Raw genomic sequence first — 23,293 nt, forward strand, 5'->3', positions numbered from 1 at the left:
GTAACGAACGTCCCGGCTTTGCCGTTCCCTTACCCACGGAAGTTTCTTTCCCGTGCCCCCAGAACGCCGGAGGGACTGAAAGTTCAGCCCCTCCGGCGTTTGCGGAGCGGGGTCTGGGGCGGAGCCCCGGTTTCGGGAAGGGGCGGGACCGGGGAAAGCCCCGCGGGGAACGCTCCTACGGCACGACCACGATCTTCCGGCCCACACCCGAAGCGAACCGGTCGAGCGCCTCGGGGTACGAGTCCAGCGGCATCCGGTCGCTGATGAACACGTCGGGATCGAGGACACCGGCGGCGAACAGCTCCGCCGCCCGCTCGTAGCTGTGCAGGACCGCCATCGACCCGGTGATGGTGATCTCCTGGTTGTAGATGCGGTACGGGTCGATCTCGACCCGCGTCGCGTAGTCGGCGACGCCGAACTGCAGGAACGTACCCGCCTTGGCGACCCGCCCGAGGCCGTCCTGGATCGCGTTCGCGTTGCCCGTGGCATCGACCACGATGTCCCAGCCCTGCGGCCGGTCGAGCTCGTCCGCCCCGGCGGCCGACCCCGATACGCCCAACTGCCGCGCCGTGGCGAGGCGGTCCGCGTTGAGGTCCACCACGTCCACGCTCGCGGCGCCCGTCCGCTTGGCGAGCTCCAGCATCATCAGGCCCATCGTCCCGGAGCCGTAGATCAGGACGTGGGCGCCGAGCTGGGCGCGGAGCACGTCGTAGCCGCGCACCGCGCAGGACAGCGGCTCGATGAGGGCCGCGTCCTGAGTGCGTACGTGCTCGGGCAGCCGCACACAGTTGGCGACGGGCGCCACCGCGTACTTGGCCGCGCCGCCCGCCGTGGTGACGCCGATGGCGGCCCAGCGCTCGCAGAGGTTGTTGTGGCCGGTGCGGCAGTAGCGGCACTCGTAGCAGTAGAGCGAGGGATCGACGGCCACCCGGTCGCCGACCGCGAGTTCCGTGACCTCGCGGCCGAGCCCCACCACCTCGCCCGCGAACTCGTGCCCCGGCACCACCGGCAGCGTGGGCGCGAACTCGCCCTGCAGGATGTGCAGGTCGGTTCCGCACAGGCCGCACGCGGCGACCTCGACGACGACGTCGCGCGGCCCCGGAGTGGGGTCGGGCACCTCGCCGACCACAGCTTTGCCGACGGACTCGATGATGGCGGCCTTCACTTGACTGCTCCCAACGACAGGCCCTGGACCAGCTTGTCCTGGGCGGCGAACCCCGCGGCGAGCACCGGCAGGGAGATGACGAGCGACGCGGCGCACACCTTCGCCAGGAACAGGCCCTGGCTGGTGATGAAGCCGGTCAGGAACACGGGGGCGGTCTGGGCGACGACGCCGGTGAGCACCCGTGCGAAGAGGAGTTCGTTCCAGCTGAAGATGAAGCAGATCAGGGAGGTCGCCGCGATGCCCGGCAGCGCGATGGGGGCCACCACGCGCCCGAGGATGGTGGGCAGCCGCGCCCCGTCGATCTGCGCGGCCTCGATGATCGCGACCGGCACCTCGGCGAGGAAGGACTGCATCATCCACACCGCGATCGGCAGGTTCATCGAGGTGTAGAGGATGACGAGCAGCCAGATGTTGTCGAGCATGTCGGTGTTCTTGGCGAACAGATAGATCGGCAGCAGGCCCGCCACGACCGGCAGCATCTTCGTCGACAGGAAGAAGAACAGGACGTCCGTCCACTTCTTCACCGGCCTGATGGACAGGGCGTACGCGGCGGGCAGTGCGAGGAGCAGCACGAGGAGGGTGGACGCCACCGACGCCACGGTCGAGTTGATCAGCGAGGGCCAGGGGCTCGCGCCGCCGCCCGAGCCGAAGAACTCGCGGTAGCCGTCCAGGGTGAGCGAGGCGGCCAGCGAGGGCGGGTTGGTGGCCGCGTCCTCCTCGGAGTGGAAGGACGTCAGCGTCATCCAGGCGATGGGCAGGAAGAACAGGATGCCGGCCAGCCAGGCGGCCAGACCGAGCCCCGCGGAGCCCCGGATGCGCAAGCGGCTGCCGGGCTGAGTGCGTACGCGCGTCGCAGCGGTGCTCATGAGCGGGCCGCCTCCTCACGGAACAGGGACGAGACGACCCGCAGCGCGAAGGTCGCGATGATGATGGAGCCGATGACGACGAGGACACCGGCGGCGGACGCCAGGCCGTTCTCGTGGGCCTGGTAGAAGCTCTGGTAGACGGTGTAGGGCAGGTTGGCGGTGCCGAGGCCGCCCGAGGTGATCGTGAAGACGGCGTCGAAGTTCTGCACGATGTAGATCGAGCCGAGCAGCGCGCCGAGTTCCAGATAGCGGCGCAGGTGGGGCAGCGTCAGGTGGCGGAAGATCTGCCAGTTGCCCGCGCCGTCCATCCGGGCCGCTTCGATGAGCTCACTGTCACGGCTCTGCAGTCCCGCGAGCAGGATCAGCATCATGAAGGGCGTCCACTGCCAGATCAGGGAGGCCTCGATGGCGAGCAGCGGGGTGTTGGACACCCAGTCGGGCTGGGCCGCGCCGTCACCGCCGAACCAGTGGAGCAGGCCGTTGAAGAGGCCGTACTCGGGGTTGTAGAGCACGTGCTTCCACAGCAGCGCGGCGGCCACCGGCACCAGCAGGAAGGGCGCGATGAGCAGCGTGCGCACCATTCCGCGGCCCCGGAACCTCCGGTCGAGGAGCAGGGCGAGACCGAGCCCGATGACCAGGCTCGCGATCACCACGGTGGCCGTGAGCACGATGGTCGTCAGGACGGATTTGCGCAGGTCGGGGTCGGTGAGGACCTCGGAGTAGTTGTCGAGCCCGGCGAAGCTGCGGGCGTCGGGGTAGAGGGCGTTCCAGTCGAAGAAGGAGATCACCAGCGTGGCCACGAACGGCAGCTGGGTGACGACGACCATGAAGATCAGGGCGGGCAGGAGCGGGGCCCTGGTGGCCCAGGCGCGCAGCTTTCCCGGCGCCCTGGGTGCGGGGGTGCGCGCGGTGGCGGGTGCGACGGTGGTGGTGCTCGCGGTAACGGTCATCGTCCCTCGTACTCCTCGGCGATCTTCTCGGCGAGCTTCTGCGACTTCTCGAGGGCCGTTTCGACCGACTGGCGCCCGGCGATGGCCGCACTGATCTCCCGGGAGACCTTCGTGCCGAGATCGGTGAACTCGGGGATGCCGACGAACTGGATGCCGGGCGCGGGCCGGGGCTGCACGCCGGGGTCGTTCGGCCGGGCACCTTCGATGGCGTCGTGGGTGACGTCCTGGAAGGCGGCGGCTTCCTTGACGTACTCGGGGTTGTCGTACGTCGAGGAGCGTTTGCCCGCGGGGACGTTGGACCAGCCGATCTTCTCGCCGACCAGCTCCTCGTACTCCTTGCTGGACGCCCAGGAGACGAACTTCCAGGCCTTGTCGGGGTTGCGCGAGGCTTTTTGCAGGCCCCAGGCCCAGGTGTAGAGCCACCCGGAGTTCTTCGTCTTCTCCACGGGCGCGGGTACGTAGCCGATCTTGCCCTTGACCGGTGACTTGGCGGACTCCAGGGAACCGGCGGCGGCCGTGGCGTCGTACCACATGGCCGTCTTGCCCTGGGTGAGGTTGTTCAGGCACTCGGCATAGCCGGACTGGGCGGCTCCGGACTCGCCGTGCTCGCGGACGAGGTCCACGTAGAACTGCGTCGCCTTCTTGAACTCGGGGGAGTCGAGCCGGGCCTTCCAGTCCTTGTCGAACCACGTCCCTCCGAACGTGTTCACCACACTCGTCAGGGGCGCGATCAGCTCGCCCCAACCCGGCAGACCGCGCAGGCAGATGCCCTTCATCCCGGACTCGGCGCCGTCCACCTCGGCCGCGAGCTTGCCCACCTCCTGCCAGGTGGGGTTCTTCGGCATGGTGAGACCGGCCTTCTCGAAGACGTCCTTGCGGTACATCAGGAAGGACGACTCTCCGTAGAAGGGCTGTCCGTAGAGCTTGCCGTCGTCGCCCGTGAGGGATTGGCGCATGGACGGCAGTACGTCCTTCTCGTCGTACGCCTTGTCCTTCCTGGTGTACGAGCCGAGTTCGTGCAGCCAGTCGTTCTTCGCGTAGATCGGTATCTCGTAGTTGGAGAGCGTGGCGACGTCGTACTGGCCCGCCTGGTTGGCGAAGTCCTGGCTGATCTTGTCGCGGACGTCGTTCTCGGGCAGGACGGTGAAGTTCACCTTGATGCCCGTTTCCTTGGTGAAGTGGGCGGCGGTGAGTTTCTGCAGTTCGACCATCTGCGGGTTGTTCACCATCAGTACGTTGATGGAGTCGCCGGAACCGGTCCCGCCCGCCCCGGCCCAGCAGCCGGAGAGCAGCGGGGCAAGCAGCGTCCCTGCGGCTGCCGCGGCGAGTACGCGCGGCCTCCGTCGGCTCTGGGTTCGCATGAATGCTCCTGGACGTATGGGGACTTGTGGGTGGGGTGAGGGGTGCGTCGGGGCGTCGGGAGGGGGTTTTCGGGCGTGCGGCATCACGAGATGTGCCGTGAGGGGCGGGGCAGTGAGGGAGGCCGGGCGGGGGTGTCAGACGCGGATGACCTGCGGTCCCTGGAGCGAGTAGCGGTGTGCCTCGGAGGCGGGCAGCTGCGTGCTCGTGACGATCGCCTCCAGCTCGCCGACGTGCCCGAACCGGCAGAAGCTCGTCGCCCCGAACTTGGTGTGCACGCCCACGAACACGGTGCGCCGTGACGCGCGGATGGCCTGCGCCTTGACCTCGCTGACGGCGGGGTCGGGCGTGGTCAGGCCGTGCTCGCGGGAGATGCCGTTGGCCCCGATGTAGGCGAGGTCGATCACGAAGCCGGCCAGCATGCGCGTCGTCCAGTGGTCGACGGTCGCGAGGGTGCCGGGGCGGACGCGGCCGCCGAGGAGAAGCACGGACATGTTGTCGGCCTCGGCGAGGGCGCCGGCGGTGGCCAGGGACGCGGTGACGATGGTCAGCGGGCGTCCCTTGGCGGCCTCGGGGAGTGCTTCGGCGATGAGCTGCGGGGTGAAGCCCTCGTCGACGAAGACGGTTTCGGCGTCGCCGAGGAGGTCGGCGGCGGCGGTGGCGATCCTTCTCTTCTCGGGGACGTGCATGGTGGTGCGGAACGCGAGGGTCGTCTCGAAGCCCGCGCTCTCCACGGGGTAGGCGCCGCCGTGGGTGCGGCGGATCAGCCCGTGGTCCTCCAGGGCGCGCAGGTCACGGCGGACGGTTTCCTTGGCGACGCCCAGTTCGGTGGCGAGCGCGGTCACGTCCACGGAGCCGGAGGTCCGCGCCGCCTTGACGATCTCCCGCTGTCGCTCTTCCGCGGTCATGGATGCCGCCTCCTTCCCTCGCTGTGCCCGTTCGGGCCCTGTGGGGAAGTTCTACAGCGGGGGACGGTGTGTGAACAGGCTCGGAGTGCGGGCGATGGTGCCCGTCTCTGCCCGTTTGGCAGCGCCACGGCCTCTGTTCCGGGCGGAAGGGCTGCCCGTTCGGGGGGTAGAGGTCGCCCGTTTCCTGCCCGATTCAGGTTCTTGAAGGTCATCCGCCCAGCCGGAAGGGCTGATTTCTGCCCTTCCGGCAGGCGCCCGCACTGAGTACGGGACCGAGTGCTGGACGAGTGCGCGACTCAGTAGGGCCAGACCGGCGGGTTCTTGCAGAAGTGGCCCCCGAGGTGCGCGTGGTCCGGGTTCGCGGGGTCGAGCTCCCCCTGCTCGGCGACGAGCTTCTGCGCGTACTGCTCGGAGTCGTCCTGCGGCTCGTAACCGAGCGCCCGCGCCGACGTGAGGTCCCACCACAGCCGCGTGTTGGCGGACGAGCCGTACACCACGGTGTGGCCGACCCCGGGGGCGGTCAGCGCCGCGTGGAAGAGGCGGGCGCCGTCACCGGGGCTCATCCAGACCGACAGCATCCGCACGCTCGTCGGCTCCGGGAAGCAGGAGCCGATCCGCACCGAGACCGTCTCGATGCCGTGCTTGTCCCAGTAGAACTGGGCCAGGTCCTCGCCGAAGGACTTCGAGAGGCCGTAGAACGTGTCGGGGCGGCGCGGCGTGTCCACCGGGATCAGCGGATCGTCGCCGACGGGGCGGGGCGTGAACCCCACCGCGTGGTTGGAGGAGGCGAACACGATGCGGGGAACGCCTTCCTCGCGTGCCGCCTCGTAGAGGTTGTACGTGCCCTCGATGTTCGCCCGCAGGATCTTGTCGAAGGAGGACTCCAGGGAGATCCCGGCGAGATGGATGACCGCGTCGACGCCCCGCACGGCCTCCCGCAGCGCCTTCTTGTCGGCGAGGTCCGCCGTGATCGCGTCGGGCTCGCCCTCGACGGGCCGCACGTCGAGCAGCCGCAGCGCGTAACCGTGGGCCGGAAGGAGCCCCCGCATCAAGGTGCCGAGGCCGCCTGCGGCGCCGGTGAGCAGGATGGTGCGGGGAGCGGGCATGAGGGAGTCTCCTCAGATCAGCTGGGGCTCAGCGGCGCCTCATCGGCAGCTCGGCGCTACATTCGCATGTACGTACAGTGTTCACATCCGTAGACAATCTAGGGATCAATATTCCCTCGCGTCAAGTGTCGTACGGAGGCGGCGAATCCGCTCTCGAATCACGCTTCTCTTGTCGACCTTGCGGCTTGACCGGGGCTCGAAGGGCGGCTTAGCGTGGGGGCGTTCAGAAATATAGACGTGGATCAGAAACGTGCACGCTAAGGGAGAGCCCGTGACGTCAGCACCCCTCGCCGCTCGACTCAACATCCCCAGCGGGCCGCTGTTCTTCCCGGTCACCGCCTACGGCCCGGACGGCTCCGTCGACCTCGACGTCTTCCGCGCGCACGTGCGCGCGGGGATCGAGGCGGGTGCGGCAGCCGTGTTCGCCTGCTGCGGCACCGGAGAGTTCCACGCCCTGACGCCCGAGGAGTTCCGGGCGTGTGTCGCCGCGGCCGCCGAGGAGTCGGCGGGCCGGGTGCCGGTCGTCGCGGGCGCCGGGTACGGCACCGCGCTCGCCGTGCGGTACGCGAAGCTCGCCGAGGAGGCGGGCGCCGACGGGCTGCTCGCGATGCCGCCCTATCTCGTCGTGGCCGGGCAGGAGGGGCTGCTCGCCCACTACGCCGAAGTGGCCGCGGCGACCTCCCTCGACGTCATCGTCTACCAGCGCGACAACGCCGTGTTCACCCCGCGGACGGTGGTCGAGCTCGCCCGCACCGAGGGCATCATCGGCTTCAAGGACGGCCTCGGCGACATGGACCTGATGCAGCGCATCGTCAGTGCCGTGCGCGAGGAAGTCCCGGAGGACTTCCTCTACTTCAACGGCCTGCCCACCGCCGAGCTGACCGGGCTCGCCTACCGGGGCATCGGCGTGTCGCTCTACTCGTCGGCGGCCTTCTGCTTCGCGCCCGACATCGCGCTCGCCTTCCACCGCGCCTTCAACGCAGGGACCGCCGAGGGCGACGCCCTGGTGAACCGTCTCGTCGACGGGTTCTACCGGCCCTTCGTGGAGCTGCGCAGCGAGGGTCGCGGGTATGCCGTGTCGCTGGTCAAGGCGGGCGTGCGCCTGGCCGGGCTCGATGTCGGCGGGGTGCGGACGCCGCTGCACGAACCCGCCGACGAGCACATCAAGCGCCTGGCCGAACTGACCGAGCGCGGGCGCGCCCTGCTGCGGGAGGAGAGCGCGTGAGAGCCTCAGCCTTCCTCTACCCCTGGGACGTCGTCGGCGACCCCGGGGCGCCCGCCCGTGTCGCCGGCCTCGGCGTCCGGCAGGTCACCCTCGCCTCCGCCTACCACTCCACCCGCGCCCTGACCCCGCGCCACCCCCGCCACCGCATCGTCACCGCCGAGCACGCGGCGGTGCTCTACGAGCCCGGCGACCGGTGGCAGGGCCGCGAGCTGCGCCCGTACGCGGCGGGCCACTGGGCCCCCGGCGACGCCTACGGAGAGGCCGCCGACGCGCTGGCGGGTGCCGGGCTCGACGTGCACACCTGGGTGGTCCTCGCCCACAACTCCCGTATGGGCGCCGACCACCCGGACACCTCCGTCGTCAACGCCTACGGAGACCGCTACCCCTGGGCCCCCTGCATCGCACGGCCCGCCACGCGCGCGTACCTCGTCGACCTCGCCGCGGAGGCCGCCGTACGCCCCGGCGCGCGCGGCACCGAACTGGAGTCCCTCGGCTGGTACGGCCTCGCGCATCTGCACGCCCACGACAAGATCGCGGGGGTGCCGCTCGGGGAAGCCGGGCAGTACCTCATGTCGCTGTGCTTCTGCGCGGACTGCGGTGCGGGGTACGCGGCGCGGGGGCTCGCCCCAGACGACCTCGCGGCCGGAGTCCGTCGCGCCCTGGAGCCCGTGTGGCGCGGCGAGGAGCCCGCCGGCGGCTGGGAAGCTGTGGAGAAGCTTCTGGGCGCCGAGACGGCGGCCGCCACGCGCGCGTGGCGCGAGGAAACCGCCCGCACACTCCAGGAGGAGGCGATCGCGGCCGTGCGTGCCGCCGCCCCGGACGGCTTCCGAGTGCTGCTGCACGCCGACCCGGTGGCGTACCACTGCGGCGCCAACGCGGGCGTGGACCCGGAGCACATCCTCTCCGTGGCCGACGGCGTGGTCGTGCCCTGCACGGGCGGTGCCGGAGCCCTCAAGCCCTTCGACGCGCACCGCACGGCCCGCACCACCCTCGCCGCGAACCTCACCGTCGTCTCCGGCATGGGCGGCAGCCCGGCCACCCTCGCCGCCGACGCCGCGCACGCGCGCACGCTGGGCGCCGACGAACTGCGGCTCTACCACGCCGGATTGGCCTCCGACGCGGATCTGGCGCACGTGACCAAGGCCCTGGAGCACCTCGAACAGCCCTTGTAGCAACAGGAATAGCACCTGTCGCAGCAGCAAAAGCCTCTGTCGTACCAGAAGTGGAAGCGGTTACCATCCGCGCAACCATTTCGCTCCAGTACGAGGAGACAAGGTGCGCGACAAGGGGATATCGGCGCTGGTCTGCGCCGGATTCATGGCGGGCGCGGCGGTACTCGGCGGGGCCGTGCCCGCCGCCGCGCAGGCCGGTGACGGGCAGGCCGGTGACAGGCAGGCCGGCGCATCGAGCGGCATCCGGGACCAGCTGGAGAAGATCCCCGGCATGAAGGTCGTCTCCGTGGCCGACAGGGAGGGCCACCCCTTCTACACCCTCACGTACGCCCAGCCCGTCGACCACGGCAACCCCCGCGCCGGCACCTTCACCCAGCGCGCCACGCTCTGGCACAAGGCCACGGACAAGCCGACCGTCCTCTACACCGGCGGCTACACCCTCGCCTCGAACACCACCGCCCTGACCAAGCTGATCGACGCCAACCAGGTCAGCGTCGAGCACCGCTACTTCGAGCGGTCCCGTCCCGCGGGCGCCGCGGGTTCCGACTGGTCCAAGCTCACCGTCCAGCAGGAGGCCGCCGACGAACACCGCCTCACGCAGGCGCTGCGCGGCATCGAGAAGGGCAAGTGGCTCGGCACGGGCGCGAGCAAGGGCGGCATGACGGCGACGTACCACGAGCGCTTCTACCCCGGCGACCTGGACGCCGTGGTCGCGTTCGTGGCCCCGAACGACGCGAACAACAGGGACGACAGCGGCTACGAACGCTTCTTCAGGGCGGTCGGCACGGCCGAGTGCCGCAGCGCGCTGAACGCCGTGCAGCGCGAGATGCTCGTACGTCGTGAGGCGTTGCTGCCGAAGTTCGAGGCGGACGCGAAGGCGGCGGGCGACACCTTCGAGGAGACGCTCGGCACCACCGACCGCGCCTACGAGTTCGCGGTGCTCGACCAGGTGTGGAACTTCTGGCAGAGCGGCAGCGTCGACAACTGCCCGACCGTGCCCGACGCGAAGAAGGCAGGCGACGACGAGCTCTACGACTGGTCGAAGAAGCACGGCTTCAGCGTCTACCAGGACGAGACCCTCGGCACCAACGGCACGGGCCCCTACTACCGCCAGGCCGCCACCCAACTCGGCTGGGCCGACCTGAAGTTCAAGCACCTCGAGGACGTCCGGCGCTACCCGGACATCTACCAGCCCAACTCGGTCCTTCCCGAGGAGATGCGCGGCTCGTACAACAACAGGACCATCGCCGACGTCGACCGCTGGGTGAAGACCCGGGGCCAGCGGATGATGTTCATCTACGGCGAGAACGACCCGTGGAGCGCGGAGAAGTTCACCCCGAGCCACCGCGACTCCTACCGCTACGAGGTCCCCGGTTCGAACCACGGTGCCTCCATCGCCAAGCTCCCCGCGGCCGAGCAGGCCGAGGTGACCGCGACGATCAAGCGCTGGGCCGACGTGAAGTAGGCCTGCCTTCCCGAGTCCCGAGCCCCGAGTCCCGGGCGGCCGGTCCGGCGATGAGTTCCGCGCGTCGGACCGGTCTACAGGGCAAGGCAGCGGTCCGCGGGGGCGGGGCCGCCGGGATTCGGGAGGATTCATGACCGAGATGATCGACTTCGCGCCGCAGGCCCGGCTTGTGGCGGCCGTCGCCGCAGGCGTCACCGACGAGCAGCTCGAAGGGGCCACGCCCTGTCCGGAGTACCGGGTGCGCCATCTCCTCGGCCACTTGATCGGTCTGACCGGCGCGTTCCGGGACGCCGCGCGCAAGGACTTCGGGCCCCGCCTCGACCGGGACCCCGGCAGCGTCGTGCCGGACATCGGCCCCGGCTGGCGTGCCGAGCTGCCGAAGCTGCTCGACGAACTGGTGGAGGCCTGGCGCGACCCGGCCGCGTGGGAGGGCATGACCCGCGCGGGCGGCGTCGATCTGCCGGGTGCCGTCGCGGGCGCCGTCGCCCTGGACGAGCTCGTCGTGCACGGCTGGGACCTGGCGCGGGCGACGGGCCAGGCGTACGAGCCCGACGCGATGAGCCTCGGGGTGGCCAAGGCCCTGCTGACACCGCAGGAGCCGGAGGATGGCGGGGAGGGGACGGAGGCCGCCAGGTCGGGCGACAGTCTGTTCGGGGCCGTCTTCCCGGTGCCTGACGACGCCTCGCGCCTCGACCGCGTGATCGGTCTCAGCGGCCGGGACCCGGGCTGGACGCCGGCGGCGTAGGGCGCGCCCCGGGGGCGTCGTAAGTACCGGGCTTTCCCCGGATCAGGTATCGATCGGGCAAAGGGTCTCGCGGCGAAGCGTGTGATGCGCGTAGACAGTGCGCGTAGACAGGCGTTGACCTGCTCGAACTTGTTGCCCCTGAACAGGCCCCAGGGCCCCGACCCGATCCGGAGAATTCGACCCATGCGCAAGTCCCTACGGGTGGCCGGCATCGCCACCGCCTGTGCCGTCGCCGGCGCCGCGCTGTACGGCACAGGTGCCGCCACGGCCGACAATGCCGCGGCACGGCACACCGCCGAACCCCACAACATCGGCCTGCTCGTCGGCGAGATAGACGACTACTACGGCGCGCACCAGGACGCCGGCGGCGTCTGGCGGTCCTCGCCCGACAGCCCGTACGCCAAGGACCTGGCGCGCATCCAGGCCAAGGCGAAGAAGGACATCAGGAAGGCCGCCGCGCACGGCGCGAAGAGCGCCCGGCACGGCAAGAAGCCCGCGATCGTGCTCGACGTGGACGACACCTCGCTGCTCAGCTTCGACTACGAGAAGTCCACCAACTACACGTACAACGGCGCCACTTGGGACGCGTACGTGAAGGAGGCCAAGCGTCCCGCCGTCTTCGGCATGCCCGAACTCGTCTCGTACGCCAAGGGCAAGGGCATCGAGGTCTTCTTCCTGACCGGCCTGAGCGAGGCCCAGCGCGAGGGCGCCGTCACCAACCTCGCCAGGGCCGGGTACGACACGCAGCTCGACACCAAGCACGTGTTCACCAAGAACAAGACCGCCCCGCCCGCCTATCTGGGCCACTGCGCCACCCCCGCCAAGTGGGAGTGCACGACCGTGCAGTTCAAGGAAGGCACCCGCAAGCACATCGAGTCGACCGGCTACAACATCGTCGGCAGCTTCGGCGACCAGGTCTCCGACCTCGCGGGCGGCTACGCGGACAAGACGTACAAGCTCCCGAACCCGACGTACTTCGTCGAGTAGTCCGCTGCCCGGCGGAGCGGTGGTGAGCATCGCGAGATAGGTTGCATTCCTGACTAGGTCGCTTTACGGTCTAGGTAGCTCACATGCTCATGGGGTCGTGCGGCACGCGCCGCGCGGCCCCTTCGGGAAGGGGGACCCCGCCATGGCCATATCGATCACGCCGGACTTCTCGACCGCCTCCACGGCTGTCACGGCCGCCGTCGGCGCCTATCTGCTGTTCGGAGAGCCCTGGCTCGGCCGCCGTCTGTACGGCTCGCTCGCCCGCCGCCGGGACACCGAACCCCGCGCCCTCGTCGGCTACTTCACCTTCGTGCTCGTCTTCTGGTGGGTCCTCGCCGCGCTCGCCGCGGCGGCCCTGCTGCTCTCGCCGGACATGACCGCCGCCGACCTCGGCATCGCGGTGCCCGAATCGCCGCTGGCCACGACCGTCGTCATCGCCGTTTTCATCGCCGTCGCGGTGAGCTCGGGGCGGAAGATGCGGGCCCTCGCCAAGGGCGGCAGGAACGTGCCGGGGCTCGCCTCCATCCAGGCGATGCTGCCGCGCACGGCACAGGAGCGCCGCCTCGCGATCGCCGTCGCCGTGACCGACGGCATCTGCGCCGAACTCGTCTACCGCGGGCTCCTGATCGCCTTCGGTGTCGGCGTGCTCGGCCTCGACGTCTACGCCGCGGCGGCCCTTTCGGTACTCGTGTACGCCGTCGCGGGCCTCTACCAGGGCCGCAGCGGCCTCATCGCCTTCGGCCTCGTCGGGGCGCTGTTCGCCGGGGTCTATGTGTCGACCGGAAGCCTGCTGCTGCCCGTCGTCATTCATGTCGCCCTCTCCGTACGGGACTTGACGCTCCCCGAGCCGGAGCCGATCGGCAGCGTGCCCGTGCACGTGCCCGCCCCGAAGGGAAACTGACCATGGCCGCACCCGCCTCCGGAGGCGCGAAGACCGACCGGCGGGCCAGCTGGTTCAAGGGTGTCCTCGATCTGCTCGTGCTCGCCAGCCTCACCGACGGCGAGAGCTACGGCTACGAGATCGCCAAGCTGCTCGGCGCCGCCGGCTTCGGCCAGATCAAGGGCGGCACGCTCTACCCCGTGCTCAACCGCCTGGAGGAGGCGGGCCTGGTCGCCGCCGAGTTCCGGGCGACCGAGAAGGGGCCCGGCCGGCGCTACTACTCCCTCACGGACGCCGGGCGCGCCACGCTCGGCGAGCAGGGCGGGCTGTGGCTCGCCTTCGACGCTTCCGTACGTGAGGTCCTGGCGAAGGCGGGTGTGCGATGACCTGGTTCGACGATCTCGCCGAGCGGCTGCGGACGCGGGGGATGCCCGCCGACCACGTCGAGGCGACCCTCGCCGATCTGGCGGCGCACCTGGAGGAGTCGGGCGGGGCGGACCCGGAGGCGGAGTTCGGGCCCGCGGAGGAGTTCGCCCGCGAGCTCGCGCCCACGGGGAGCCGGGGGCCCGAGGCCCCGGACGCGCACGTCGAGACGTGGCGGTGGACCGCCGACACGTACGTCGACGAGGAGCTCCTGAACCGCTTCGGCGGCGAGGGGTGGGAGGTCGAGCGGGTCGACGCGCTCGGGCGCTTCGTCAGCCACCGGGACCTGGAACGGCCCCAGCGGTGGGAGTACCGGCGCGAGCTGGTCACGCGGGGGCGCGAAGGGCTCGACGAGCGGCTCGCCCCCGACGGCTGGGAGGCGTGCGGGAACTGGCTCGTGTACGCGTGGTTCAAGCGGCCGGTGGCCGCGAGCCTCGGGCCAGACGCGGAGATCTCCGAGCCGCCGGAGGCGCCGGGGCGGGGGCGGTTCTTCAGCGGGCGGTTCTACCTCCTGGTGGCTTTCGCGCTGGTCGCCCTCGTCCTGGCGGTGGTCACCGCGGCCCTGGACGACTCGGACTCCGGTACGGGGCTCGGCTTCGCCGGGGGAGCGGTGGTGGGGGCGCTGGTGCCACTTGCCGCCCTCTGGGGCCGGCAGGTCCGGCGCTCGCGCCGCTGAGCCGCGCGGGGTGCCGTGTCTCCCGACCGGCACCCCGCTCACGCCCCGGACCCGCGGGAGGCGGCTACCGGTCCAGCGCCGCCGACATCATCGCCTTGGCGATCGGCGCCGCCAGGCCGTTGCCGCTCACCTCCGACCGTGCCGCGTCCGAGGACTCGACGATGACCGCCACCGCGACCTCCTTGCCGTCGCCGCCCTTGGCGTACGAGGTGAACCAGGCGTACGGCGTCTTGCTGTTGTTCTCGCCGTGCTGGGCCGTGCCGGTCTTGCCGCCCACGTCCGCGCCGCTGATGCGCGCGTTCGTGCCCGTGCCCTTCTCGACGACCGTCTCCATCGCCGACTGCAACTGACTCGCCGTGTCCTCGCTCATCACCCGCCGGGAGTCCGCGTCGTCGTAGGACTCCAGGACATCGCCGTCCGAGTCGGTGATCTGCGAGACCATGTGCGGCGAGAGCAGCTCACCGCCGTTGGCGATCGCTCCCGAGACCATCGACATCTGAAGCGGCGTCGCCGTCACGTCGAACTGGCCGATGCCGGTCAGCGCCGTCTGGGCCTTGTCCATGTCCGAGGGGTACACGCTCTCGGAGGCGCGCACCGGCACATCCAGCTTGTCGGTGTTGAAGCCCATCTTCTCGGCCATCGCCTTGACCTTGTCCTGGCCCAGGTCGACGGCCAGCTTCGCGAAGACGTTGTTGCACGAGTACTGCAACGCCGTACGGATCGTGGCGTTCTCGCAGGGCGCGCTCGCGCTCTCGTTCTTCAGGACGGTGGTCGTGCCGGGCAGCGTGTACGGGTTGGGGCTGTCGGTCCCGGCGTCCGCCGAGTCGTAGAGCCCGTCTTCGAGCGCGGCGGCGGCGACGACCAGCTTGAACGTGGAACCCGGCGGCAGCGGCTGCCGCAGTGCGCGGTTGACCATCGGCTTCTCCTTGTCCTTCAGGAGCGCCGACCACTCATCGGAGTCGGAGGAACCGCTGATGTCCGAGGGATCGTACGAGGGAGACGACACCATGCCGAGGATCTTGCCCGTCTTCGGATCGACGGCGACCGCCGCGCCCTTCTTGTCGCCCAGCGACTTGTACGCGGCCTTCTGCACGGCCGGGTCGATCGTCGTGACCACGTCACCCGGATCGGCGCGCTTGTTCGTCACCGTGTCGAGCGGGTTCTTCAGCCGCGTGTCGGTGCCGTCGAGGACGTCCTTGTAGATGCCCTCCAGCTGCGTAGCTCCGTACACCTGTGAGCTGTAGCCCGTGACCGACGAGTACAGCTCGCCGTCCTTGTACGTGCGCTTGTACCTGAGGTCGCTGCCCTTCGTCCGCTCGGAGCCGGTGACCGCGTCACCGCCCACGATGATGTCGCCGAGCGGGTTCGCGTACTGCTCGATCGCGTTGCGCCGGTTCAGCTTGTCGTCCGCGAGCGCCTTCGAGTCGTAGAACTGCACCCAGGTCGCCCGCACAAGGAGAGCGACCACGAGCAGCAGGGTGAAGACCGAGGCGCGCCTGATCGTCTTGTTCATCCCGTGAAAGGACGAGCGGCGCGGATGTATTCGTTCCGTTCTGCCGGTTTTCTCAGAGATTCTTCATACGGCGGCTCGGTGGCTCGGCGGCATGTCGGCAGACTGCGACAGGCGGCGGCCCCGGCCTCAGTCGGTGTTCATGAAGCCCGCCTCGTACGCCGCGATCACCGCCTGCGTACGGTCCCGCGCCCCCGTCTTGGCGAGCACCGACGCCACGTGCGTCTTCACGGTCGCGGGGCCGACGCCCATCCGACCGGCGATCTCCGCGTTGGTCAGGCCCGCCGCCATCAGCCGCAGCACCTCGCTCTCGCGGCTTGTCAGCCTGGCCACCCAGGCCGGCGGCGCGGGCTTCGCGCGCCCGTGCTCGGCGGCCAGGGCGCGCACCGCGGCCGGGAAGAGCAGCGAGTCGCTGCGCGCGACGAGCCGCACCGCCTGGACGAGGGAGTCCGCGTCGGCCCGCTTGAGCAGGAACCCGGAGGCCCCGGCGCGCAGCGCCTCGTACACGTAGGAGTCGTTCTCGAAGGTCGTCACGACCACGATGCGCGGCGGATCGGCGAGCGTCCGCAGAATCTGCTCGGTGGCCCTGATGCCGTCGATCTCCGGCATGCGCACGTCCATGAGCACCACGTCGGGCCGCAGCTCGCGCACGACGGACACCGCCTCGGCGCCGCTCGCCGCCTCGCCGACGACCTCCAGGCCGGGCTCGGCGGAGAGGATCACGCGCAGGGCGGTGCGCACCATGCGCTCGTCGTCGGCGAGCACGATGCGGATCGGGCCGACTGCCGTCTCGGTCATGCGGGTCCCTTCAGGGGAAGTCGTACGTCCAGCCGCCAGCTGCCGTTCACCGGTCCCGCCTCGGCGGTGCCGCCCAGGAGCCTGGCCCGGTCGGTGATGCCGCGCAGGCCGTGGCCGCCGCCGGGGCGGGATGCGGGGCGTTTGGCGGGCAGCGGGTTCTCCGCGACGATCTCCAGGTCGGCGGCGTCCAGGGCGATGCGGAGGGTCACCGGGGCGTCGGGGCCCGCGTGCCGCAACGCGTTGCTCAGGCTCTCCTGGACGATGCGGTAGGCCTCGCGGGACACCATCGCGGGCAGGGCGTCCGGGCCGCCGGGGCCGAGCTCGACCGTCGCCCTGACCCGCAGGCCGCCCGCGCGGGTGCGCTTGAGGAGCCCGTCCAGGTCGGCGGAGAGGGTGGGGGCGGGCGCCGTCGGGCTCGCCTCGCCGGTGCCGCCCTCCCGCAGGACTCCGAGGACCGCGTCGAGTTCGCCCACCGTGCGCCGGGTCGTCTCCTCGATGGCGGCCAGGGCGTCGCGGACGAATTCCGGGTCGCGGTCGAGAACCCTGCGCGCGGCGCTCGCCTGGAGCGTGACGGCGCTCAGGGCGTGTCCCACCGAGTCGTGCAGCTCCCGCGCGAGCCGGTTGCGTACGGCGAGGTCCGCGGCGCGCTGTTCGGCCGCCGCGAGCCGGTCGGCGGGCGAGGGCCCGAGGAGAGCGGGCGCCCAGCGCGCGAGCAGGCTCCCGGCCGCCGCCGCGCACGCCGCGAGCGCGACGAGGAAGAGGATCCCGGCGATCGGCGAGAGCGCGAGCAGCCAGCCCTCGCCGAAGACCTCGGGCATCCCGACCCGGCTGCCCCGCACCGCCGCGGCGAACGGCAGCACGACCAGCACCGCCGCGAACGGCGGCAGGGCGAGGGACATCCCGCTGATGATTCCGCCGAACCCGAGATGCAGCGTGAACCACGCGACGGTGCGCCCGCGCGTCTGCCGGGACCGGGCGGGCCCGTCGGCGAGCACATCACCCGGCACGTCGCACAGCGCGCGTACGGCGGCCACCGACATGGGCCGCGTGAGCGGGAAGAGGGCGGTGACCGCGGCGAGCGGCAACCCCACGGCGAAGGAGCCGAGTTGGGAGGTGAACGAACCGAAGACGTTCTCCTCGCCGAGCAGCGGCCCGACGACGACGGAACCCACGAAGACGTACGGCATGGCGAGCGCGCCGCCGAGGATCAGATGGACCCACCGGCGCCGGGCCCGCCGCCCGAAGAGGACCGTCAGGGCCGCCGGAAAAGCCTTCACCCGGGGCACCGCGCCGCCGTGGTGACCGCGCCCGAGCGCTCCCCGAGGAAGTGTGCTCCGAGGATGGCCACGAGCGTCCCGACGATCATCTGCACAGCGTAGGTCAGGAGCATTCCCGCCGTCGGCTGCCGGGCGATGTCGTCCACGCCGACGAACGAGGCGAGCAGCAGCCGGCCGCCCCAGCAGACGATCGCCCCCGAGCCCAGCCAGGCCAGGGCGAGCGGGACCATGACGGGCAGCGCGGGGGCCCACCGGAAGGCGATGAGCAACCCGCCCGCCACGGCGGAGCCGAGGTAGACCATGTCCAGTGCTTCGAGGACGTAGAAGTCGGTCGTACGCTCCTCGATCCGGGCCTCGTTCAGGGCGAAGGCGGAGCCGGTGAGCCACAGGAGGTGCAGGGCGGCCGGGACGACGGCAAGCAGGGAGGCGGCGACTGCGACGCCCCGCCCGGAACCGCCGCGGGACAGGTCCGGGACCCGGCCCCGCCAGAGGTGGCCCCAGCGGTCGCGTGCGTAGCGGACGAACAGGGCGCCGAGGGCCAGGCCGAGTTTGAGGGCGAGGTAGGGGAGAGCGGCGGCGATGGCCACGGCGCGGAGGGCTTTCATGCCCTCCACGCTCCCGTCACCGGGCACGGGCCACGTCCTGCGCGACGATGATCCGGGTCCGCCGCGCGGGGGAGGGGGCTGAATGACGCCGGACTCACCCGCCGGCAAACGACGCCTGACTCACCCCTCCAGCAGAAGAACGTCCTCCGCGATCTCCTCGCCCCGCGCGTGCGCGAACCCGCTGGCACGTGCCGTCACCCGGAACCCGCACTTCTCGAGCACCCGCAGGGACCCCGTGTTGTCCGCGGCCGCACGGGCGTAGAGCGGTCGCTCCGGGACCTCCGCGATGAGGGCACGCAGCGCCGCCGTCGCGAGGCCGCGACCCCAGTACGCGCGGTCGATCCAGTACGTGACCTCCCGCTCCCCCGGCTCGCCGTAGACGCACGCGCTGCCCACCACGTCCCCGTCCGCGAGGACCGTACGCGCGACGACGTCCGGCGACTCCCGGAGCTTCTTCCAGTGGGCATCGAAGAGGGTCCGGTCGGCCGTCTTCGGAGAGGTGAAGGCCGCCACGTGGTTCGACTCGGGATCGTTCATCTGCCGGTAGAAGACCGGGAGATCGCTGTCGTGCACCGGGCGCAGACTGATATCGATGCTTTCCGTGCTCACCATGGCTCAGAGCCTACGAGTCGCCAGTGTCAAACGGTCCCGTGCGTCGAACAACGCGTCCTTCACCATCTGTTCGTGCGCGGGCGTCAGCCGCGCGACCGGCACGGAGCAGCTGATCGCGTCCCGCGCGGGCGTGCGGTACGGGATCGCGACGCCGAAGCAGCGCAGGCCGAGCGTGTTCTCCTCGCGGTCCACCGCGAAGCCCTGCTCGCGGACCGTGCGCAGTTCCTCGATCAGCTTCTCGCGGTCGGTGATCGTGTGCTCGGTCAGCGCGGGCAGCGTTTCCGGGAGCATCTTGCGGACCTGCTCGTCGGTGTGTGTGGCGAGCAGCGCCTTGCCCAGGGACGTCGAGTGCGCGGGGAGCCGGCGGCCCACCCGGGTGAAGGGGCGCAGATAGTGCTGGGACTGGCGCGTGGCGAGGTAGACGACGTTCGTGCCGTCCAGGCGCGCGAGGTGGATCGTCTCCGTGGTGTCGTCCGAGAGGCGGTCGAGCGTCGGACGCGCCGCCGCCACCACCTCGTCGCCGTCGATGTACGACGTGCCGACAAGCAGGGCCCGTACCCCGATGCCGTACCGCGTGCCGGTGGCGTCCGTCTCCACCCAGCCGAGCTCCACCAGCGTACGAAGAAGCATGTACAGGCTGGATTTGGGGTACCCGACGGCCTCCTGCACGGCGGCCAGAGAATGCATTCCGGGGCGGCCCGCGAAGTATTCGAGCAACTCCACCGTCCGCACCGCGGACTTGACCTGTGCTCCGCCAGTCTCGCCAGCCGACATCGCCCTTGACCCCTTAGTTCGACGAGAAATAGTCTCCGAAGTCTCCGGTTCATCATCGGAGACAGCGTTCAGCATATCGAACAGCCCAGGTGGGTGGCAGCACATCTGAGGCATCACCTCTGGAGGACCCGCGGTGGCAGCAGCACCAGTCTGGAGTGTCGACCCCCGAACCGGGAAGCAGCGCGAACAGGTTGCGGTCGAAGCCACAGCCCAAGAGGTGGATCAGGCGGTACGCGCCGCACTGGCCGCCCTCGACGCGCTCGCCGACCGCACCGTACGCGCCGCCTTCCTGCGCTCCGCGGCCGAACTGCTCGACGAGGCCAAGGACCACCTGGTGGAGGCCGCGGACGCGGAGACCGCGCTCGGCCCCGTCCGGCTCACCGGCGAGCTCGCCCGCACCTGCTATCAGCTGCGGGCCTTCGCCGACGTGGTCGACGAGGGCGGCTTCCTCGGCGTCGTCATCGACCACCCCGACAGCAGCGCGACCCCGCCCATCCCGGACCTGCGGCGCTACAAGATCCCGCTGGGCGTGGTGGCCGTCTACTCCGCGTCCAACTTCCCCTTCGCCTTCTCCGTGCCCGGCGGCGACACCGCGAGCGCGCTCGCCGCGGGCTGCCCCGTGGTCGTCAAGGCGCACCCGGACCACCCCGGCACCTCCGAACTGGTCGCGGCGACGCTGCGCCGGGCCGCGGCCCGGCACGACATCCCCGAGGGCGTCATCGGCCTCGTGCACGGCTTCGAGGCGGGAGTCGAGCTGGTCAAGCACCCGCTCGTCTCCGGCGCGGGCTTCACGGGATCGATCCGCGGCGGCCGTGCCCTCTTCGACGCGGCGGCGGCCCGCCCCGTGCCGATCCCCTTCCACGGCGAGCTCGGCTCCCTCAACCCGGTCGTCGTGACCGAGGCGGCGGCGGCCGAGCGCGCGGAGGAGATCGGCACCGGTCTCGCGGGCTCGATGACGCTCGGCGTCGGTCAGTTCTGCGTCAAGCCCGGCCTGGTCTTCGCGCCGGCGGGCACGGGCGGCGACCGGTTCCTCAAGTCCCTGACGGAGGCGGTCAGCGACACCGAGGCCGGGGTGCTCCTGGACCACCGGATGCGGGACAACTTCGTCGCGGGCGTGCGCGAGCGGGGCGAACTGCCCGACGTGGAAGCGCCGGTGACGCCGGGCGCGGGCGGCGAGCACACGGTGAGCCCGGGCTTCCTGACGGTCCCGGCGGCCAAGCTCGCCACCGAGGGGGAGCACGACCTGCTCCTGGAGGAGTGCTTCGGCCCCGTCACGGTCGTCGCGCGCTACGAGAACGAGGCGGAGATCACTGACGTGCTCACCCGGCTTCCCGGCAACCTCACGGCGACGGTGCAGCTGTCCGCCGACGAGGCCGCGGGCGAGGGGCGCGGCGCGGAGCTGGTCGCCGAACTCACGCCGCTGGCCGGACGCGTCCTGGTCAACGGGTGGCCGACCGGGGTCGCGGTGGCGCCCGCGCAGCACCACGGCGGGCCCTACCCGGCGACGACGTCGACCTCCACCTCCGTGGGCGGCACGGCGATCGAGCGCTGGCTGCGTCCCGTGGCGTACCAGAACACGCCTGAGGCGCTGCTCCCGCCCGAGCTGCGTGACGACAATCCGCTGGGGCTCCCGCGCCGCTACGACGGGCGCCTGGAACACTGACGTCCATGGACGTCAACATCCCCGAACTGCCCTTCTCCTTGCGTACGTACGGTCCCGACGGGAACTGGTCGTACGAGGACGGCGTGCTCACCGGCTGGGCCGGCGCCCGGCAGGACCGTTTCGTGCCGCCGACGGGCGAGGCGCTCGACCCCGCGTCCGACGCGCCCCGCCTGCTCGGCGCGCCCGAGGGGGACTTCCAGCTGATCGCCCGCGTGACGGTCGGTTTCGCGGCGGCGTTCGACGCGGGCGTGCTCTACCTGCACGTGGGCGACCGGGAGTGGGCCAAGCTCTGCCTGGAGCGGTCGCCGGACGAGGCGACGGTCTGCACGGTCGTCACCCGCGGCCGCTCCGACGACGCGAACGCGTTCGTCGTCGACGGCAGCAGCGTCTGGCTCCGCGTCAGCCGCACGGGCTCGGCGTTCGCCTTCCACGCGTCCGCGGACGGCGAGCACTGGACGTTCGTCCGGATCTTCTCCCTGGGCGAGGAGAAGACGGCCGGCGCGGCGCTGGTGGGTTTCATGGCGCAGTCCCCGGTGGGGGAGGGGTGCGTGGTGACGTTCGACGGGATCGAGTTCCGCCCGAACTGGCCCCGGGGCCTCAGGGACGGGTCCTAGTACCCCGCTACGAGACGGCCTCGAACGCCGGACGGACCGTGTCCGGCCCGTCCGGCGTTCGAGAACGGACTCGGAACCCGGAGCCCCCGGAACGCGTCTGTCGCAGCATGATCCACTCAGCACTTCCCACGACGATGCGGACCGCGATGCCGACCGTCATACGCAGCGCCCTGACCGCCGACGCCCCGGATCTCGCCGCCCTGCACGCGCGCGCCCGCGCCACGTACTACCCCGAAGGGCTGCCGGACGCGGGCGTCGACGGGACCGTGCTGTGGCGGGAGGCCGTCGAGCGCCGTGACGGGCATGTGCTGTGCGCGGTCCGCGAGGGCAGGATCGTGGGCGTGGCGTCCTTCCGTACGCCCGGGGGCGAGGCGGCGGACACCGTGACGCTCTTCCAGTTCCACGTCGACCCCGACCACTGGCGTGCCGGAGTCGGCACGGCCCTGCACGCCGCCTGCGTGGAGGAGTGGCGGGCCGACGGCATCCGGCTGGCCGGCCTGGACGTCCACCGCGAGAACCACCGCGCCCGGGCCTTCTACACCCGGCACGGCTGGCAGCCCGCGGAGCCGGACGAGGGCGCGGGCACGCACTTGCGGATGCGGCTGGCCGTGACGGCGGGGTGACGGCCAGGGTGTCCGGGGAATGAGCGGCCCGGGTCGTACGTTCTTCAACTGACCGGGGGGACCCTCCGCACTACCGTTCGACCTGAAGAGAGCTAGTCACATGCGCGTCGAGATCTGGTCCGATATCGCCTGCCCCTGGTGCTATGTCGGAAAGGCCCGCTTCGAGAAGGCGCTCGCCGCCTTCCCGCACCGCGACGACGTCGAGGTGGTGCACCGCTCCTTCGAGCTCGACCCCTCACGCGCCAAGGGCGACAGCGGGCCCGTGATCCCGATGCTCGCCAAGAAGTACGGCATGAGCGAGGAGCAGGCCAAGGAGGCCGAGCGGAATCTCGGCGTGAACGCATCCTCCGAAGGGCTCGACTACCTCACCGAGGGCCGCGACCACGGCAGCACCTTCGACATGCACCGGCTGCTCCACTTCGCCAAGGAGGAGCAGGGCAGGCAGGACGAGCTGCTCGGGCTCCTCTACCGCGCCAACTTCGCCGAGGAACGCTCCGTCTTCGACGACGACGAGCGGCTCGTGGAGCTCGCGGTCGCGGCCGGTCTCGACGCGGACGACGCCCGCGCGGTCCTCGCCGACCCGTCCCGCTACGCCGACGACGTACGCGCCGACGAGCGCGAGGCCGCCGAACTCGGCGCGAACGGCGTGCCGTTCTTCGTCCTCGACCGCAAGTACGGGGTCTCCGGCGCCCAGCCCGCCGACGTGTTCGGCCAGGCCCTCGAACAGGCCTGGGGCAGCCGCTCGCCGCTCACCACCCTCGCGGACGGCGACGCCTGCGGCCCCGACGGCTGCGCGGTCCCGCAGGCCGGGGCCGAGAACGCGTAAGGGCCGCCGACCGGTCTCCCGCGCACACGCGTGATGGACGCGGGCGTGAACGGGCGCGAGAGTT

Annotated in this window: 24 protein-coding genes; 12 read left to right on the forward strand and 12 right to left on the reverse strand. The window is 71.0% G+C overall.

Going from position 1 to position 23,293, the window contains the following annotated elements; translation table 11 throughout:
* Positions 1-175: 175 nt before the first annotated feature.
* The 6 genes from IE226_RS23465 to IE226_RS23490 form a co-directional block, all read right to left on the reverse strand.
* Positions 176-1,165, reverse strand: coding sequence for a zinc-dependent alcohol dehydrogenase family protein (locus IE226_RS23465; RefSeq protein ID WP_190083293.1), 990 nt, complete (start codon positions 1,163-1,165; stop codon positions 176-178).
* On the reverse strand, positions 1,162-2,031 hold the full coding sequence (locus IE226_RS23470; protein WP_190083294.1) for a carbohydrate ABC transporter permease: 870 nt from the start codon (positions 2,029-2,031) through the stop codon (positions 1,162-1,164). Before IE226_RS23470 ends, IE226_RS23465 begins: the two co-directional genes overlap by 4 nt.
* Positions 2,028-2,981, reverse strand: a complete 954-nt coding sequence (locus IE226_RS23475; protein WP_190083295.1) for a carbohydrate ABC transporter permease — start codon at positions 2,979-2,981, stop codon at positions 2,028-2,030. Before IE226_RS23475 ends, IE226_RS23470 begins: the two co-directional genes overlap by 4 nt.
* On the reverse strand, positions 2,978-4,342 hold the full coding sequence (locus IE226_RS23480; protein WP_190083296.1) for an ABC transporter substrate-binding protein: 1,365 nt from the start codon (positions 4,340-4,342) through the stop codon (positions 2,978-2,980). Before IE226_RS23480 ends, IE226_RS23475 begins: the two co-directional genes overlap by 4 nt.
* Before the next feature lie 135 nt (positions 4,343-4,477).
* Positions 4,478-5,248, reverse strand: coding sequence for a DeoR/GlpR family DNA-binding transcription regulator (locus IE226_RS23485; protein WP_190083297.1), 771 nt, complete (start codon positions 5,246-5,248; stop codon positions 4,478-4,480).
* A gap of 296 nt (positions 5,249-5,544) precedes the next feature.
* Positions 5,545-6,354, reverse strand: a complete 810-nt coding sequence (locus IE226_RS23490; protein WP_190083298.1) for an NAD-dependent epimerase/dehydratase family protein — start codon at positions 6,352-6,354, stop codon at positions 5,545-5,547.
* 271 nt (positions 6,355-6,625) lie between these two features.
* On the opposite strand from IE226_RS23490, the gene IE226_RS23495 reads away from it, so the two are divergent.
* From IE226_RS23495 to IE226_RS23530, 8 genes are all read left to right on the forward strand, one after another.
* Entirely contained in the window at positions 6,626-7,579 is a 954-nt protein-coding gene (locus tag IE226_RS23495) for a 5-dehydro-4-deoxyglucarate dehydratase (protein WP_190083299.1), read from the forward strand.
* Positions 7,576-8,751: a hypothetical protein gene (locus tag IE226_RS23500; RefSeq protein ID WP_190083300.1), complete on the forward strand. Its 1,176-nt coding sequence runs from the start codon at positions 7,576-7,578 to the stop codon at positions 8,749-8,751. Before IE226_RS23495 ends, IE226_RS23500 begins: the two co-directional genes overlap by 4 nt.
* 103 nt (positions 8,752-8,854) lie before the next feature.
* A complete protein-coding gene (locus tag IE226_RS23505; RefSeq protein ID WP_190083301.1) occupies positions 8,855-10,216 on the forward strand; it encodes a S28 family serine protease in 1,362 nt (453 codons plus the stop codon).
* Positions 10,217-10,346: 130 nt separating this feature from the next.
* Positions 10,347-10,961 (forward strand): TIGR03086 family metal-binding protein, encoded by a 615-nt coding sequence (locus IE226_RS23510; RefSeq protein WP_190083302.1) that lies wholly within the window; start codon positions 10,347-10,349, stop codon positions 10,959-10,961.
* A 183-nt stretch (positions 10,962-11,144) separates the two neighbouring features.
* Positions 11,145-11,948 carry an HAD family acid phosphatase gene (locus tag IE226_RS23515; protein ID WP_190083303.1) on the forward strand — a complete coding sequence of 268 codons (804 nt, stop codon included), beginning with the start codon at positions 11,145-11,147 and terminating at the stop codon, positions 11,946-11,948.
* 142 nt (positions 11,949-12,090) lie between these two features.
* Positions 12,091-12,849, forward strand: a complete 759-nt coding sequence (locus IE226_RS23520) for a CPBP family intramembrane glutamic endopeptidase (RefSeq protein WP_190083304.1) — start codon at positions 12,091-12,093, stop codon at positions 12,847-12,849.
* 2 nt (positions 12,850-12,851) lie between these two features.
* On the forward strand, positions 12,852-13,214 hold the full coding sequence (locus tag IE226_RS23525; protein ID WP_190083305.1) for a PadR family transcriptional regulator: 363 nt from the start codon (positions 12,852-12,854) through the stop codon (positions 13,212-13,214).
* Complete coding sequence (locus IE226_RS23530) at positions 13,211-13,927, forward strand: hypothetical protein (RefSeq protein WP_190083306.1); 717 nt, start codon at positions 13,211-13,213, stop codon at positions 13,925-13,927. The genes IE226_RS23525 and IE226_RS23530 overlap by 4 nt, the downstream gene beginning before the upstream one ends.
* Before the next feature lie 64 nt (positions 13,928-13,991).
* On the opposite strand, the gene IE226_RS23535 is transcribed toward IE226_RS23530, so the two are convergent.
* From IE226_RS23535 to IE226_RS23560, 6 genes are all read right to left on the reverse strand, one after another.
* The gene (locus IE226_RS23535) at positions 13,992-15,440 is read right to left on the reverse strand and encodes a peptidoglycan D,D-transpeptidase FtsI family protein (RefSeq protein WP_190083307.1); all 1,449 of its coding nucleotides are present in this window, start codon (positions 15,438-15,440) and stop codon (positions 13,992-13,994) included.
* 126 nt (positions 15,441-15,566) lie between these two features.
* On the reverse strand, positions 15,567-16,235 hold the full coding sequence (locus IE226_RS23540) for a response regulator transcription factor (protein ID WP_190083308.1): 669 nt from the start codon (positions 16,233-16,235) through the stop codon (positions 15,567-15,569).
* Positions 16,232-17,512 carry a sensor histidine kinase gene (locus IE226_RS23545; RefSeq protein WP_229871491.1) on the reverse strand — a complete coding sequence of 427 codons (1,281 nt, stop codon included), beginning with the start codon at positions 17,510-17,512 and terminating at the stop codon, positions 16,232-16,234. Before IE226_RS23545 ends, IE226_RS23540 begins: the two co-directional genes overlap by 4 nt.
* Entirely contained in the window at positions 17,509-18,117 is a 609-nt protein-coding gene (locus tag IE226_RS23550; protein WP_190083309.1) for a hypothetical protein, read from the reverse strand. The genes IE226_RS23545 and IE226_RS23550 overlap by 4 nt, the downstream gene beginning before the upstream one ends.
* Before the next feature lie 120 nt (positions 18,118-18,237).
* Positions 18,238-18,711, reverse strand: a complete 474-nt coding sequence (locus IE226_RS23555; RefSeq protein WP_190083414.1) for a GNAT family N-acetyltransferase — start codon at positions 18,709-18,711, stop codon at positions 18,238-18,240.
* Between the two features lie 21 nt (positions 18,712-18,732).
* Positions 18,733-19,503: an IclR family transcriptional regulator gene (locus IE226_RS23560; protein WP_160504308.1), complete on the reverse strand. Its 771-nt coding sequence runs from the start codon at positions 19,501-19,503 to the stop codon at positions 18,733-18,735.
* A 133-nt stretch (positions 19,504-19,636) separates the two neighbouring features.
* Between IE226_RS23560 and IE226_RS23565 the strand changes: the two genes are divergently transcribed.
* The 4 genes from IE226_RS23565 to IE226_RS23580 all read left to right on the forward strand — a co-directional run bounded on the left by IE226_RS23565 (position 19,637) and on the right by IE226_RS23580 (position 23,229).
* Entirely contained in the window at positions 19,637-21,166 is a 1,530-nt protein-coding gene (locus tag IE226_RS23565) for an aldehyde dehydrogenase (NADP(+)) (protein ID WP_190083310.1), read from the forward strand.
* Positions 21,167-21,171: 5 nt separating this feature from the next.
* Complete coding sequence (locus tag IE226_RS23570; RefSeq protein ID WP_190083311.1) at positions 21,172-21,780, forward strand: DUF1349 domain-containing protein; 609 nt, start codon at positions 21,172-21,174, stop codon at positions 21,778-21,780.
* A gap of 107 nt (positions 21,781-21,887) precedes the next feature.
* Positions 21,888-22,403, forward strand: coding sequence for a GNAT family N-acetyltransferase (locus tag IE226_RS23575; RefSeq protein WP_229871492.1), 516 nt, complete (start codon positions 21,888-21,890; stop codon positions 22,401-22,403).
* Positions 22,404-22,503: 100 nt separating this feature from the next.
* Positions 22,504-23,229 carry a DsbA family oxidoreductase gene (locus IE226_RS23580; protein WP_190083312.1) on the forward strand — a complete coding sequence of 242 codons (726 nt, stop codon included), beginning with the start codon at positions 22,504-22,506 and terminating at the stop codon, positions 23,227-23,229.
* The last annotated feature ends 64 nt before the right edge of the window (positions 23,230-23,293 follow it).

The sequence above is a fragment of the Streptomyces longisporoflavus genome (assembly GCF_014649775.1).
In the GTDB taxonomy this organism is placed as follows: domain Bacteria; phylum Actinomycetota; class Actinomycetes; order Streptomycetales; family Streptomycetaceae; genus Streptomyces; species Streptomyces longisporoflavus.